The 14858-nt window shown below is 63.4% G+C and carries 14 protein-coding genes; 9 read left to right on the forward strand and 5 right to left on the reverse strand.

Annotated features, from left to right (window positions below; genetic code table 11):
- Positions 1-25 precede the first annotated feature (25 nt).
- On the reverse strand, positions 26-961 hold the full coding sequence (gene gcvA, locus ACUXVH_RS12720; protein ID WP_123397323.1) for a transcriptional regulator GcvA: 936 nt from the start codon (positions 959-961) through the stop codon (positions 26-28).
- Between the two features lie 101 nt (positions 962-1062).
- On the opposite strand from gcvA, the gene ACUXVH_RS12725 reads away from it, so the two are divergent.
- Positions 1063-2223, forward strand: coding sequence for an MFS transporter (locus ACUXVH_RS12725; protein ID WP_065365236.1), 1161 nt, complete (start codon positions 1063-1065; stop codon positions 2221-2223).
- Between the two features lie 29 nt (positions 2224-2252).
- Here the strand turns inward: ACUXVH_RS12725 and ACUXVH_RS12730 are convergent, their stop codons facing one another.
- Entirely contained in the window at positions 2253-2543 is a 291-nt protein-coding gene (locus ACUXVH_RS12730) for a hypothetical protein (RefSeq protein ID WP_255313438.1), read from the reverse strand.
- A 224-nt stretch (positions 2544-2767) separates the two neighbouring features.
- Here ACUXVH_RS12730 and ACUXVH_RS12735 point away from each other — a divergent pair, with 224 nt between their 5' ends.
- From ACUXVH_RS12735 to ACUXVH_RS12750, 4 genes are all read left to right on the forward strand, one after another.
- A complete protein-coding gene (locus tag ACUXVH_RS12735) occupies positions 2768-3478 on the forward strand; it encodes a response regulator (RefSeq protein ID WP_065365238.1) in 711 nt (236 codons plus the stop codon).
- Complete coding sequence (locus ACUXVH_RS12740) at positions 3475-4815, forward strand: ATP-binding protein (protein WP_065365239.1); 1341 nt, start codon at positions 3475-3477, stop codon at positions 4813-4815. Before ACUXVH_RS12735 ends, ACUXVH_RS12740 begins: the two co-directional genes overlap by 4 nt.
- 455 nt (positions 4816-5270) lie before the next feature.
- Complete coding sequence (locus tag ACUXVH_RS12745; protein ID WP_065365240.1) at positions 5271-5984, forward strand: acid phosphatase; 714 nt, start codon at positions 5271-5273, stop codon at positions 5982-5984.
- Between the two features lie 59 nt (positions 5985-6043).
- A complete protein-coding gene (locus tag ACUXVH_RS12750; RefSeq protein ID WP_065365241.1) occupies positions 6044-7399 on the forward strand; it encodes an OprD family outer membrane porin in 1356 nt (451 codons plus the stop codon).
- Positions 7400-7415: 16 nt separating this feature from the next.
- Here ACUXVH_RS12750 and ACUXVH_RS12755 read toward each other — a convergent pair whose 3' ends face one another.
- Both ACUXVH_RS12755 and ACUXVH_RS12760 read right to left on the reverse strand, forming a co-directional pair.
- Complete coding sequence (locus ACUXVH_RS12755; RefSeq protein WP_011063242.1) at positions 7416-8153, reverse strand: hypothetical protein; 738 nt, start codon at positions 8151-8153, stop codon at positions 7416-7418.
- Between the two features lie 49 nt (positions 8154-8202).
- Complete coding sequence (locus tag ACUXVH_RS12760; protein WP_011063241.1) at positions 8203-9048, reverse strand: helix-turn-helix domain-containing protein; 846 nt, start codon at positions 9046-9048, stop codon at positions 8203-8205.
- A gap of 84 nt (positions 9049-9132) precedes the next feature.
- Here ACUXVH_RS12760 and ACUXVH_RS12765 point away from each other — a divergent pair, with 84 nt between their 5' ends.
- The 4 genes from ACUXVH_RS12765 (at position 9133) to ACUXVH_RS12780 (ending at position 13510) form a co-directional block, all read left to right on the forward strand.
- Positions 9133-9756 (forward strand): glutathione S-transferase family protein, encoded by a 624-nt coding sequence (locus ACUXVH_RS12765; RefSeq protein ID WP_011063240.1) that lies wholly within the window; start codon positions 9133-9135, stop codon positions 9754-9756.
- Between the two features lie 127 nt (positions 9757-9883).
- Positions 9884-11227: a SidA/IucD/PvdA family monooxygenase gene (locus tag ACUXVH_RS12770; protein ID WP_019094258.1), complete on the forward strand. Its 1344-nt coding sequence runs from the start codon at positions 9884-9886 to the stop codon at positions 11225-11227.
- A gap of 65 nt (positions 11228-11292) precedes the next feature.
- The gene (ectB, locus tag ACUXVH_RS12775; protein ID WP_019094259.1) at positions 11293-12615 is read left to right on the forward strand and encodes a diaminobutyrate--2-oxoglutarate transaminase; all 1323 of its coding nucleotides are present in this window, start codon (positions 11293-11295) and stop codon (positions 12613-12615) included.
- Positions 12605-13510, forward strand: coding sequence for a DMT family transporter (locus ACUXVH_RS12780; protein ID WP_401402220.1), 906 nt, complete (start codon positions 12605-12607; stop codon positions 13508-13510). The genes ectB and ACUXVH_RS12780 overlap by 11 nt, the downstream gene beginning before the upstream one ends.
- A gap of 96 nt (positions 13511-13606) precedes the next feature.
- On the opposite strand, the gene ppk2 is transcribed toward ACUXVH_RS12780, so the two are convergent.
- Positions 13607-14503 carry a polyphosphate kinase 2 gene (ppk2, locus tag ACUXVH_RS12785; protein ID WP_161466650.1) on the reverse strand — a complete coding sequence of 299 codons (897 nt, stop codon included), beginning with the start codon at positions 14501-14503 and terminating at the stop codon, positions 13607-13609.
- Positions 14504-14858 lie beyond the last annotated feature (355 nt).

The following is a 14858-nucleotide window of genomic DNA, read 5'->3' on the forward strand; positions in this document are numbered from 1 at the left end:
GAGCAAGGCTTTTGTATCCGATTATTTATGGGCGTTGGCCCGCATTGCCCGCAAGCTGTTGCACCTGATTATCCATGGCGTCCTGGTGAATCTGCGCCAGCATCCAGTCGATAAACACCTGGGCTTCGGGGGCCGCATCACTGGCCAGCGCGTAGTAATAGCGGGTCAGGGGCTGGCGCAGGTCCGGCAAGGGGCAGATCAGGCGGCCGCTGGCCAGGTCCTTGGCCAGCAACGATGCCGGGCACAGCGCCAGGCCCAGCCCGTCAACGCAGGCCTGGAGCACGAAGTGCATATGGTCGAAATGCAAGGTTGGCGAGGTACGCAGCGGTTTCAGGCCGCAGTGCTCCAGCCACTTCTGCCAGTCGCTGGCGCGGGTGCGGCTGACCAGCAAGGTATGTCGCGGCAGATCATCGGGGCTGTTCAATGCTGTGCTGTGCAACAGCGACGGCGCTGCCACCACCAGGATTTCGTCTTCCAGCAGGCGTTGGGGTTGCAGCGTGGTTGCCCAGCCCGAGCGGCCACGGCGAATCACCAGGTCGAAGGTTTCCTTGGCGGGGTCGGGGAGCAGGGTGCTGGTCACCACCTCCGGCTGGATCTGCGGGTACAGCGCCATGAACTGCGGCAAGCGGGGAATCAGCCAGCGCACCGCGAAGGACGGCCGCACATTGATGGTGACCTTGCGCAGGGCCGCGCCGCGGCGCAGGGAGGCGGCGGCATTGGCGATCTGGGCCAGGGCCACGCTGACCTGCTCATGGAAGGCTTGCCCGGCAGGGGTGAGCACCGACTGGCGGATGCGCCGCTCGAACAGCAGCACCCCCAGGTGCTCTTCCAGCAACTTGATATGGCGGCTCACCGCGCTGTGGCTCACATGCAGTTCTTCGGCGGCGCGGCTGAAACTCTCGTGGCGAGCAGCGGCGGCAAAGGCGCGGACGGCGTTCAGGGGCGGCAGGTCAGTGATCATGTGTCTAATTTAGTCACATGTATGGCGCAATTAAAGCGTTTGTCAGTGCCGCAACAGAAGGTCACGCTGAACGCCGTTCATGACCTGCCGGTTTGCCTGCCATGCCCGATACCCACGCCCGCACCACCGACGAGGCTTCCGCCCGCGCCGCCTCGATCCTCGGCCTGTGCCTGCCCGGCGACACCTTGCTCTACCTGTTGCTGCCCATGCAGCACGAGGCCTTCGGCGTGACCCTGGCCGAAGCCGGCCTGTTGCTGGCAGCCAACCGCCTGGTGCGGATCTTCGGCTACAGCCATGTGATGCGCTTCTACGCCCGGCGCGGTGATCGCCCGGTTTGCGTGCTGGCCGCCTTCACCGCCGCCCTCTGTGCCCTGGGCTACGCCACCTTGTCCGGTTTCTGGTGGCTGCTGCTGTTGCGCCTGGGCTGGGGCCTGACCTACGCGGCCCTCAACCTGTCAACCCAGGTCATGGCCACCGCCGAGCCCACGGGCGCCGCCCGCCGCACCGGCCGCTCCCGGGCGCTGATCGCCACCGGGCCGATGCTGGCCTTGCCCCTGGGCGCGCTGGTCAGCGTCGAATATGGCCCGCGAGTGATCTTCCTTCTTATGGCCCTGACGTCGCTGGTCGCCCTGCTCCTGGCCTTCGGCCTGCCGAGCAAACCCCATCCACTGGCCAGTTCCAGCCGCCGTTTTCAGCGCCCCGACAGCGTGGCGCTATGGTCCTTTATCGAAGGGCTGGTGCTGGATGGTCTGTTCATCATTGGCCTGTCGCTGCAGGCCGAGCAGCTGATGGCGGGCAATGCGGTACTGGTGGCGGGCGGGCTTCTGGCCCTGCGCTACGTTTCGGAAATGCTCCTGAGCCCCCTGGGCGGCCTCGCTGCACAACGCTGGGGCGCGACGCGGATGTTGATCGTCTTCTCCCTGCTGACCTCTGTGGCCCTGGTGGGCTTTGGTTGCCATTGGCTGATTGTCGGCGGTGCCCTGGTGCTGGTGTTGCGGGCCCTGCAATTGCCGCTGGTGGTCACGGTGGTTGCACAGCGGCATCCGGGGACGGGCAGGGTGCGGGCCCTGGCGGCCAATGCGGTGTGGCGGGATATCGGCGCCGGGGTCGGGCCCTTGATCGCCGGCTTGCTGCTGCCGGTGGCGTCCACGGTGTGGGTGTATTCGCTGGCGGCGGGGTGTCTGGCGGTGAGTGCGTTGGCGTGTCGAGAGGTTGGTGTTCGTGGGGAGGCGGGCAGACAGGCGTCTGCCGAAGAGACTTAGGGGCGCCTCTGTGGCCACGGCCAGTCAGATCAGTTAGCGGAGTTCTGTAGGGGCGAGGCCTTGTGTTCTTCTCCGCGTTCAATGCTCTGCGGCTGGCCCTGCTCGATCACCCAGCGCAGCAGGTCGGTCACCGACACCCGATGCTTGCGCTCCACCCACTCCATGCCCTCGGGGCTGTAGTGCTCGCTGTAGCGGGTCAGCACCAGGTGATTCTGGTCTTCAGACATGCGCAGGCTGACTTCGCGGCAATGCAGGCTGGCGTTGTCGAGCTTGGTCACGCGTTGCAGCAGCATCAGGGCGTGTTGTTCGCAGGTGGGCATGGGCAGCTCCTTTGCGGCAAGAGGGGCTGGGGCCGAGGCGGGTTTGAGCAGGCGCATGGTCAGGGTTCTCCAGCAAGGGGAAGCCGATGCTGGCAGGTGAACCTTGCGCAAAGATGTCTGCTTTATTGCGTGGCTGAAGGTTTGTTACCACGTTGAAATATATGACGGGCCGCGCCGAATGGTTTTAGATAACGGCTCTTTCCGACCTTGAGTGATGCCTGCTGGTGAGCCGTCTTTTGATCGTGGACGACGACATTGAAGTCCTCGCTCTGCTGAAGAAATTTTTTGTCCAACAGGGCTATCAGGTGGCCGTGGCCACCGATGGCGCTTCGCTGTGGGCGGCTCTGGAGCGGGAGGTGCCGGACCTGATTATCCTCGACCTGATGCTCCCCGGCGACAACGGCCTGACCCTGTGCCAGCGCTTGCGCCAGCAGCACGCCACGCCGGTGATCATGCTCACCGCCATGGGCGAGTTGAGCGACCGGGTGGTGGGCCTGGAGATGGGCGCCGACGATTACCTGAGCAAGCCCTTCGATGCCCGCGAACTGCTGGCCCGTGTGCGGGCGGTGCTGCGCCGGGCCGGAGAGAGCCGGCCGGCGAGCGCGGACGTGCCGCGGCCCCTGATCAAGTTCGCCGACTGGCAACTGGACCTGACTCGCCGTGAGCTGCGCTCGCCGGACCAGGTGATGATTCCGCTGTCGGCGGGGGAGTTCGACCTGCTGCTGGTGCTTGTCGAGCACCCGCAACGCATCCTCACCCGCGAGCAGTTGCTGGACCTGGCCCGGGGCCAGGCCCATGACGCCTTCGATCGCAGCATCGATGTCCAGGTCAGCCGCCTGCGGCGCAAGCTGGAGTTCGACACCAAGCGCCCGGCAATGATTCGCACGGTACGCAACGGCGGCTATCTGTTCACCCCCAGCGTGACCCGCCAGTGAAGCTGATCAAGCCCTTGTGGCGTTATCGCCTGCGCGACACCGTGGCGCGCTGGATCGCCCTGACCATCATCATGGCCATGCTCACGGCCCTGGCGTTCAATGCGCTGTTCGTGCAGTTGGCCGGGGTCTGGGCTTATCCGCCACTGGCGGAAACCGGGTTGCTGGAGAAGTCCGCGGCCATCGTGCGCATGGTCGAGGCCTCGGAGCCGGGCCAGCGCTCGCGGTTGGCGGCTTCGGTCAGCACCGATCACCTGAGCATTGTCTGGCAGGCGACACGGCGGGGCCTGGATCTGCCGCTGCTGGAAGACTCCGAATACCGCGACGGCTCCGAGGCGTTTCGCGCCTTGCTCGGCCCACCGCAGCGGCATATCGAGGCCTATCAGCCCAGCGACTGGCGAAGCGACCAAGGTCGCTACGCGCTGCTGGTGCAGTTGAGCGACCAAAGCTGGCTGATGTTTTCTTCGGCGTCACGCAGTTGGGGGCTGGAGGAGGGCACGCGCAACCTGATCGTAATTGCCCTGGTGCTGATTTCCACCGGCCTGGTGGCCTTGATTGCCACTCGCCGGCTGGCCAAGCCGCTGCAGCAGTTCGCCCAGGGCGCCCGGCGCTTTGCCGTGGACTTTCGCGCGCCGCCCATCGATCCGGTGGGGCCCCACGAGATCCGTCAGGCGATTCTTGCCTTCAACGCCATGCAGGCGCAGTTGCAGCACTTCATCAAGGACCGCACCCAGATGCTCGCGGCCATCTCCCATGACCTGCGCACACCGCTGACCCGCATGCGCCTGCGCGGTGAGTTCATCGAGGATGCCGACCAGCAGCAGCGCCTGTTCCGCGATGTGGACGAGATGCAGGCGATGATCAATTCGGCCCTGGAGTTCTTCCGCGACGATGCGCGGCTGGAGCAGGCCACCCATTTCGACCTGGCCGAACTGTTGCAGACCCTGGTGGACGACTACCGCGACCAGTCCATGGAAATCCTCTTCACCGGGCCGCCGCGTCTGGTGTATTGCGGCCGGCCCCTGGGGCTCAAGCGGGTGATGACCAACCTGCTGGACAACGCGCTCAAGTACGGTGCGCAGCCAGCCATCGTGCTGGAACAGGGAGCGGATCAGGTGCGGGTACGCGTGCTCGATCGTGGCCCGGGGATTCCACCCGAGGCTCTGGAACAGGTGTTTGCACCATTCTTCCGGCTGGAGAGCTCGCGCAACAAGAGCACCGGCGGCGTGGGCCTGGGGCTGTCGGCAGCACGGGCCATTGTCCGCGAACACGGCGGCGAGTTGCGGCTGTTCAATCGTGAAGGCGGTGGGCTGGAGGCGCGGGTGGAGTTGCCGCTGTAGCCGCTGCCGCAGTTGAGGGCTTGCGTCAGAGCTCCATTGCCTCCGGCCCTGGCCCGCTAGGCTTTTTTTCAAGCTGCCCGTAGCGTGACTTGCGCCATCCTGCATTTGCAGGATGGTTTCTGCCCTGGTGCGCCGGGATACTCGATCAGGCATTACCGCGCCCCTGGGCGCACCCTCGCCGAAACCGATAACAACAAGAACGGTGGGCACTATGAACGCAACCCTGGTTGTCCGGAACGCGCCTGCCGCCTGGACATTGATCGATCCGCCTGTGCAGTACCTGGCCCCGGGCCAAGGTTCTGAACATCACGTCTTCCGCTGTTCGTCCACTGGCATGCGCCAGACATCACGGCCTCAAGCGCCGCCCTGAGTTTGTCCTTCCTGCAATCGCACTTCTCTGTCTGTGGCCTCTGTCGCGGGCCGCTATTGCTCGTCCCAAAGAAAGGATCTGCTTCATGACTGGTAAACCTTTAGCCATGCTGAGCGCTATTTTGCTGATCGTCAGTCTTGGCACTCATGCGGCGCAGCCGCCGGTGCAGCCCTACCTGGCGCCTCAGGCGCTGGATCTGGCGGCCTTCCTGCCTCCACCACCACTTGCCGGCAGCTCCGAGGACCGCCAGGACCTGGAGACCGTACTGCTGGTCCAGGGCCAACGCACGCCGCAGCAGGTGGCGCAGGCCAAACGCGACGATCATCTGAGCGACGCGGTATTTCCCTTTGCCGGGGAGATTTTCGGGCCGCAGTTCACTCTCGACCGGCACCCGCTGACTGCGCAGTTCTTCCGCCGCACCCTCAAGGACCTGGTGCAGACCCTGATGCCTGCCAAGGCCCATTTCGCCCGCCCCCGGCCTTATGAGCTGAGCGCCGAGGTAAAGCCGGTGCTGGCGCCGCCGATGGGCGAGTCCTACCCCAGCGGGCACACCATGGATGCCTACCTGAGCGCCATTCTCCTGGCGCGAATGGTCCCGGAAAAGCGTGACGAGCTGTTTGCACGGGCCGCTGCCGCGGGGCAAAGCCGAGTGGTGGCCGGGGTGCATTACCCCACGGACCTTGAAGGGGGGCGGATCTCGGCGGTGGCCCTGGCCGTCGAGCTGCTGCACAACCCTGAGGCCCTTGACGACTTCAACCGGGCCCGGCGCGAACTGCGCGCCACCCTGGCCCTGGATTGACCTCCTATCCCTGAGCGCCGGCTACGGGCGGCGCTCCTTCACTGACAAGGAACAGTGCCATGTCCGTGTATCGCACAAGCATTGTGCTGCTGGGGTTGTGGCTGGGCCCGGGCGGTATCAGCCAGGCGGGAGTTGAGGCCTGGGAGGAGCTGTTCACCGAGGGCGAGGCCCGGATGTTTTTCGATAACCAGTACTTCGCCCGGGATTACCGCAACGGGCCCAACAACAGTGGCCGTAACCGCTACAAACCGCGTAGTGAGCGCAATGGTTATCGCCAGGAGTGGGGCCAGTCGGTGCAGCTGTATTACCGTTCCGGTTTTACCCCCGGGCTTCTGGGCCTGGGGTTCGATGCCTTTGCCATGCAGGCCTTCAAGCTCGACAGTGGCGGTGGGCGCACCGGCACCGGCACCCTGGCGCTGGACGGCAAGGGGCATCCGCGGGACAGCCATGGCAAGGTTGGCGGTGCCCTCAAGCTCAAGGTGGCCGAGGCACAGCTGCGTTATGGCAATTTCACCACCCAGGCGCCGGTGCTGGCGGCCAACAACAGCCGGATCATTCCCGGGATGGCCTACGGCTGGCAGTTACAGCGCGACTGGGACGGGCTGAGCCTGGAAGCGGCGCGGCTGAGTGCCTTGTCCGGCCCCACCGAAAGCAAGGCCCGAGGCGGGATTTCCACGGTATACGGACGTTTGTCCGGGGCGCGGATCAATATCGACAGCGCCCAGTACCTGGGGCTGAACTACAGGGGCGAGCAATGGCGCGGGGCTTATTACCTGGGGCAACTGGAGGACGTCTGGACCCAGCATTACCTCAACCTGGGCCACACCCTGGAACTGGCTGGCGAGCGCAGCCTGAGCAACACCTTCAACCTGTATCGCACCCGGGATAGCGGCGCCTCGTTGTTTGGCCCCATCGACAACCTGATCGCCTCCCATGCCCTGGCGTACCGTTTCGATGCCCATCGCTTGACCCTGGCCTACCAGCGCTCGTTTTCGGATACCCCGTTCGACTACATAGGTTTCGGAGACGGCCAGACCGGGCAATCCATCGTCCTGGCCAACTCCGCGCCCTACTCGGATTTCAACGGGCCACGGGAACGCTCCTGGCAATTGCGTTACGACCAGCGCCTGGCCTGGCTTGGGCTGCCGGACCTGAACCTGGGGCTGCGTTATCAGCGGGGCTGGGGAGTGGATGGCAGTCATGCCCCGGCCAACAGCATCTACCATGGCCTGTATGGCGAAGATGGCCGTCATCACGAAACCGACCTGGATTTGAGCTACACCTTCAGCAGCGGTTCGCTGAAGGGCCTGCACCTGCGGGCCACGCAGATCTGGCATCGAGGCAACAGCGCCCAGGCCGATGGTTCCATCGACCAGTTGCGGATTCGCGTGCAGTATCCGCTGGCGCTGTTCTGAAGGGGCGGGGTGGGACTCAGGACCAGTCGAAGCAGAACAGCACCAGCCCTTCCACCGGTTCGTAGAACATCACGATCAGGTCGGCGCCGCTGATTCCGTAGTGGCTGGCCGGTACGCTGAGCGCGTGCTCGAAGCGCCGGCCAGCGGGGCTCAAGGGCCAGACGTCGATGTCGCCGCTGTCATCCGTGGCTTCGACGATATCCATGGGAAATTCCACGGTTTCCACCCAGTTGCCATAGCCCTCGGCGATGCCGGCCATCTGGTCGATGAAGGTCATGTGGTAGTCGCTGTCCTCCGGCCAGGTCAGGCGGCCGAGTTCCTGGTAGCGCTGGCGCGAAGCCTGGTAGGTGGCGTGCTCTTGGGCGTAATGGCGTTGCAGGCTGGCCCGCACGTTGCGCCGGGGCTCGGGCAGATCGGCATTGCCCGGGTGCAGGAAGAAGTAGCGCGGGTCGCCGCACAGGCGGTAGCGGCCGTTCTCGATCTTGAAGCCGATCCAGTTGGTCTTCAGCAGTTCGCTGCCAAAGCCGCAGTCTGCCGTCAATTCGCCTACCAGCCCCTCATCGGGTTCGATGGGGCTCAGCAGGTGCAGGCGCCCGGACCAGCCGGGGTTGATCAGGTTGGCGTCGATGGACAGCAGCGGCAGCAGGTGCTCGGCCAGTTCCTGCTGGTCGGCGACGAACACCTCCTGGGCATCGGGGTAGGCGACGGCGCCGGCCGGCAGTTGGGTGCATTCCGGGGTCTGGATCGTGGGCATACAGCGGGTCCTTGCTCAAACGGGAACAACAGGGAAAGAAGGCCGCGCCTCAGGCGCGGCTGTTACGGAAACTGCCGGGGGTAATGCCCACCACCTTCTTGAAGGCGCGGGTCATGTGGCTCTGATCGAAGAAGCCGCAGCTGAACGAGGCTTCCGCCAGGCTGGCGCCGGTGCGCAGCAGGTTCTGCACCTGGGCCACGCGCTTCTGGATCTGGTAGCTGTGGGGCGAGACGCCGACGGTCTTCTTGAACACGCGGATCAGGTAAAGCGGGTCCATGTCCACCAGTTGCGCCAGTTCTTCCAGGGGAATGTGCCGGGCGTATTCGTCTTCGAGCTTCTTCTTGATGAACTTGACGGCGCTGCGCTCGGCGCTGGCGATGGCGGCAATGGGGGCGCCGCTGCGTTCGAAGAGTTGGGTCACCAGGTCCAGGAGGATGGATTCGCGCTCCAGGCTGGGTGGGGAATTTTCGATGATCTGGTGTTGCTGGAGGAAGGTCAGGGCAAAGCTGGGGTCCAGGTTCAGGGCATTCTGGAACAGATGGATGTGCTCGGCGCCGAAGCGACCCTGGAAAATCACCCGGTTGACCCAGCCCGGGTCGAGGTAAAGCATGCGGTACATCCAGCCCTGGTCATGCCCGGGGAGGCCGTCATGAATTTCCCCCGGGGTGATGGTGACCACGCTGCCGGCGCTGCCCAGGTAGTAGCTGCCTCTATAGAAGAGTTTTTCCACCCCGCTGCTTATAACGCCTACTGCATACCGATCATGTGAATGCCTGCCAAAAGACTGAGTGCTATAACGCGCCGATAACAACTCACAGTCGCCTTCTGGTATTCGCCAAAACTGCACGAAATCCTTGTCTGGCCTAAAGACTTTGCCGGGTTGGTGCTCATCCATGAGTTTGTCCAGTTTTGTGCAATACGTTGGAAAAGAGGGCCGCTAAATTTAGCACCCATTTCACAACGCGAGCTAGGGGAAGTGATGCCTACAAAACTAGTTATTGGGGATTACAAAAAGTCTTCATGGTCATTTCGTGCATGGCTGGTTCTTGTAACGGCAGACGTCTCCTTCGAGACCCTTCAGGTCAAGCTGGAACAGGATGACACCCGCCAGCAGATCCTGCGCTATTCGCCCTCGGGCAAGGTGCCGGCACTGCTGCTGGACAAGGTGGTGATCAACGACAGCCTGGCCATCTGCGAGTACGTTGCCGGTGCCTATCCGGCGGCCAACCTGTGGCCCCAGGACCCGCTGGTCAAGGCCCAGGCCCGCGCTGCCGCGGCGGAAATGCACTCCGGGTTCGTCAACCTGCGTACCCAGATGTCCTTCGGCCTGAACACCGGCGATACCCCCGAGCCGCTGACCGCCGACACCCAGGAAGAGATCCAGCGGATCTTCGACATCTGGACCAACCTGCGCCACGCCAGCGGCTCCAAGCAGTTCCTGTGCGGCGACTTCGGCATCGTCGATGCCATGTTCGTACCTGTGGTGTTCCGCTTCCGTCGTTATGGCGTGGCGGTGCCGGCACAACTTCAGGCTTATGTCGAACAAGTTCTGGCCTACCCGCCAGTACAAAAGTGGCTGAAGTTGGCTGCGGAAGAAGTTTGAAAAAGCCGAACTAGTTATAACGAATAACGCTAACTAAAAATTAATGGCTATTTGACGGAAGGCAGAAAAGACACTGGTGTTTTTTCTGCTTTTTCGAGTCTGACTTTTGTTGCAGGAAGGGGAATTTATGAGTGTTCATAAAGTGACTGCCAAGGATGTTGGCCGTGAAGGGCAAGTTTACGACGTGATCGGCATCGGTTTTGGCCCGGCGAACATCGCCCTGGCCATCGCCATGGAAGAGATGGAATTTGCCGGCACCCGGCTGTTTCTCGAGCGTCACGCGAGCACTCAATGGCAGCCGGAGATGATGCTCTCCGGCAGCGATATCCAGAACCACCCGAGCCGTGATCTGGTAACGCCGCGCAACCCGCGCAGCCGCTATACCTTCACCAACTTCCTGTTCGAGAACGACCGCCTGTTCGAACACCTGAACCTGGGCCTGGAGTTCCCCCTGCGCAGCGAGTTCGCCGAGTACGTACGCTGGGTTGCCGGCTTTTTCGCCCGGGACGTGGCCTACAACCAGAGCGTGAGCCAGATCCAGGTCGACCCGGCCAGCAACCTCTACACCATCACCACCCAGGCCGGCGTGCAGTATCAGGCGCGCTCCGTGGTCCTGGCCCCGGGCCGCACCCCGGTGATTCCGCAGGTGTTCGCCAACGCCGCGGCGGACCGGGTGTTCCACCTGACCCAGTACCTGGGGCGCCTGGCCAGCCTGGCGCAGAAGGGTGAGCTCAAGCGTGTGGCGGTGGTCGGCGGCAGCCAGAGCGCCATCGAAATCATCCTGCACCTGCGCCACACCTACCCGAACCTGGAAATCGTCAGCGTGCAGCGCGGCTACGGCTTCCGCCTCAAGGACACCAGCCAGTTCAGCGAGCACGTGTACTTCCCGTCCTTCGTCGACCAGTACTACAACAGCTCCGCCGAGGCGAAGAAGAACATCAACCGCCACCTGCACTACACCAACTATTCCGCTGCCGATGCCGACGTAATCAAGGAACTCTACGTGGGCATGTATGAGGACAAGCTGCAGGGCCGCGAGCGCGTGATCATCAAGGGGCTCAGCGAGATCCAGGGCTGCACGCCGGACGGCGAGGGCTACAGCCTGTCGCTGCGCAACAGCAGCACCCACGCCACCGAGGAGCTGGGCGGGCTGGACGCGATCGTCCTGGCCACGGGTTTTCGCAACCTCGGTACCGGCCCCCAGGAAGAACGCTACCCGGCGATCCTCAAGGACCTGGCCGAACACCTGGAGAGCGACGCTCAGGGCGTGATCCGCATCGGGCGCGACTACAGCCTGGCCGCAGCCAAGGGCAGCCATCTGCCAGCGTTGTACCTCAATGGTCTGTGCGAATCCTCCCACGGCTATGGCGATGCCGGCTCCTTCAGCCTGCTGTCGCTGCGCTCGCGGGACATTTTCAACTCGCTGAACCAGCAACTGGGCCTGGCCCAGGCTGCAGAAAAGATCGCTTGAGCCGCTGCATCGAATCCTGAACCTCGACCCCTTTATGTGAGCAGGCAGCAATGGATATTTCAGAAATGGATGAGTTGGGCGTATTTGCGGATGTGGAGTCTTCGGCGCGCAGTTACTGCCGCAGCTTTCCGGTGGTCTTCGACCAGGCCCAGGGCAGTCATCTGTATGACCTGAAAGGCCAGGCCTATATCGACTTCCTGAGCTGCGCCGGGTCCGTGAACTATGGCCACAACCCCAAGGCGGTGAAGGCCGCGGTGATCGACTACCTGCAACGGGACGGCATCCAGGCCGCCCTGGACATGCACAGCCGGGCCAAGCAGGAGTTCATCTACAACTTCCGCAAGATCATCCTGGCGCCCCGGGCCCTGCCCTACAAAATGCAATTCACCTCGCCCACCGGCACCAGTGTGGTGGAGTCGGCGGTCAAACTGGCGCGCAAGGTCACCGGGCGCCGGCACATCGTGGCCTTCACCAACGGCTTCCACGGCATGTCCAACACCTCCCTGGGGCTGACCGGCAACCGTGACAACCGCCAGCCAGGGGTCGATCCCTATGTGTTCCGCATGCCGTTCGACGGTTACCTGGAAGGCCTGGATTCCATCGCCTACTTCGAGCGCCTGGTCAAGGACAACAGTTCCGGCATGGACCTGCCGGCAGCGGTGATCCTGGAAACCATCCAGGGCGAAGGCGGGATCAACGTGGCTTCGGCAGAGTTTCTCCAGCGCCTGCGCCAGCTGACCGCCGAGCACGGCATCCTGCTGATCGTCGACGACATCCAGGCCGGCTGCGGCCGCACCGGGACCTTCTTCAGCTTCGAGCCCTCGGGCATCACCCCGGACATGGTGTGCCTGTCCAAGTCCCTCAGCGGCTACGGCTTGCCGTTCGCCCTGCTGCTGCATCGCCCGGAACTGGACCAATGGTCCCCTGGCGAGGACAACGGCACTTTCCGCGGCAACACCCTGGCCTTTGTCGCCGCCACCAAGACCGTGCAGGAGTTCTGGAGCGACGACCGCCTGGTCAAGCACATCCAGGCCAACGAAGCACAGCTCAAGGAGTGGCTGGCTGAGGTGACCGAACGCTTCGCCGGGCATATCAAGGATGTGCGCGGACGCGGGCTGTTCTACGGCATCGAGTTCCACGACCCGGCCCTGGCCGCCGCGGTGATGCGTGCCTGCTTCGCCCGCCGCCTGATCATCGAGCGCTGCGGTCCGGTGGACCAGGTACTCAAGCTGATGCCGGCGCTGACCATCAGCAGCGAAACGCTGCAGGCCGGCCTGGCGAGCATTTTCGACGCCATGCAACAGGTGCTGGAGCAGGGCAAGTTAAGTGACCCGGACCAGGACGTCGATCCTCTGGTCTTCATTAATGGAGTCGCGCATGTCGACTAATACCAACCGCGCCATCATCGAGCTGACCATTGGTGGCTTGATGCTCAGCCTGTCGGCGCTGGCCGTGGCCTTTGCCCACATCGGCGCCGGTGGGGCCGGGTTCTACCGCATGCTGTTCGCCTCGATCCTGTTCTTCCTGCTGCTCAAGGTGCGGCGCATCCCGGTGCTGCTCAAGAGCGCCAAGGCGCAGCTGTACACGGCCCTGGCCGGGGTGTTCCTGGCCATCGACCTGGTGCTCTGGCACCAGAGCATCTACATCGTCGGCCCGGGCATCGGTTCGATCCTGACCAATTGCCAGGTGTTCTTCATGACCCTGCTGGGTCTGTACCTGCTCAAGGAGAAGCCGTCGATCTACTTCCTGATCTCCATCACCCTGGCGTTTATCGGCCTGTACCTGTTGCTGCTGCCGGAAATGACCAGTGCAGTGGGCATCAAGGGTGTGGTCTATGGCGTGCTCTCGGGCCTGGCCTACGCCATTTGCGTGTATTTCCTCAAGGTCAACACGCAGTTGCCTGACGGTGGGGGCGACAAGATCGCACAGATGCTCAACCTGAGCCTGTGGGCCGCGCTGGTGCTGCTGGTGTATGCCCTGGCCATGGGGGAAAGCCTGGCCATCGTCGATGGGCAGACCCTGGTGATGCTGATCATCTACGGGGTGATGGTGCAATTCGTGGGCTGGTTGCTGGTCAACCGCTCCATCGGTGCCATCAGCCTGGGCCTGGCGGGGCTGATCCTGCTGCTGGAACCGGTGATCACCTACTTCGTCGATGTGGCGTTTCTCGGCAAGGCCAGCTCGGCGCTGCAGATCGCGGGTGCGCTGTTGACCATCTTTGCGGTGTACATCGGCTCTATCAAACCACCGGAGAAGGTGACGCCGGTGACCGAGGTTGCCTGAGGCCTCGAACTGATCCAGTGCTCTGATTCATAGATCCGCTCGACTTTTGCTGCGCCCAGACCCGCCTGTCTGCGCGCAGTTTTTTTTGCCCGGAATTCAGGCTGACAAGGCCAGGCGTGTGGCTCGCGGATCTGTCGCAGCCTGGGCCTGGGTGCCTTCATCCTCTTCCAGTACCCGCGAGGCGCGGCCCACCAGCAATGGGTCTGGGGCATGGGCGACTTTCAGGTCCTTGCCCGGGTAGTCCAGCTCGTGCAGGAAGTGGCGGATACAGTTGATTCGCGCGCGCTTCTTGTCATCGGACTTGATCACCGTCCAAGGGGCATCGGCGGTGTCGGTGTGGAAGAACATCGCCTGTTTGGCAGCGGTGTACTCGTCCCACTTGTCCAGGGACTTGATGTCGATGGGCGAGAGCTTCCAGTGCTTGAGCGGGTCGTCCCGACGGGAGATGAAGCGGCGCAGCTGTTCTTCGCGGTTCACCGAGAACCAGAACTTGAACATCAGGATGCCGCTGTTGCACAGCATGCGCTCCAGCTCCGGGGTCTGGCGCATGAACTCCAGGTATTGCAGGGGCGAGCAGAACTCCATCACCCGTTCCACCCCGGCGCGGTTGTACCAGGAGCGGTCGAAGAAGACCATTTCCCCGGCGGTGGGCAGGTGCTGGATATAGCGCTGGAAGTACCACTGGCCCTTTTCCTGTTCCGAGGGCTTTTCCAGGGCCACGATCCGCGCGCCGCGGGGGTTGAGGTGTTCCATGAAGCGCTTGATGGTGCCGCCCTTGCCAGCAGCGTCACGGCCTTCGAACAGCACAACGATGCGCTGCCCGGTTTCCTTGACCCAGCTTTGCACCTTGAGCAGTTCGATCTGCAGTTCGTTCTTGGCCTTTTCGTACTCGGCGCGGCGCATGCGGTTGCGGTACGGATAATTGCCCGGCAGCGCAGCGGACACGCTGTCTTCGTTGGAGCCGCGCGGCGCGCTGGCCACCTGCAGGGCCATGGGCTTCTGGCTGATGGCGCTGATCTCGGCCTCGGCGGCTTTCACCGGTGCAGCCTTGCTCGCTGTGCGTTGGCGACGCGGGCGCGGCGTTGCGGGTTTGCGCGGGGTGCTCTTGGCAGGGCTGGCGGAGCTGGCTTCCGGCAAGGCTTTGGGTTGGGTGCGGAGGGTGGATTCTTCACTCATATAAGGAGGGCCTATGCGTCTCGTTCAAATGTTCACTTACAAGTGTATGGCCCTCAAACGTCGGCTCTTTGACCTCCATCAAGGATGTGCCCGAGAGATGCTTGTATCAGGCGCGCGGGGCCCTGGCGCCGGCTACGGAAGCAATTCCTGCTGATGCACCGCGAGCCTCGGG

It is taken from the genome of Pseudomonas sp. 8(2025), assembly GCF_052665325.1.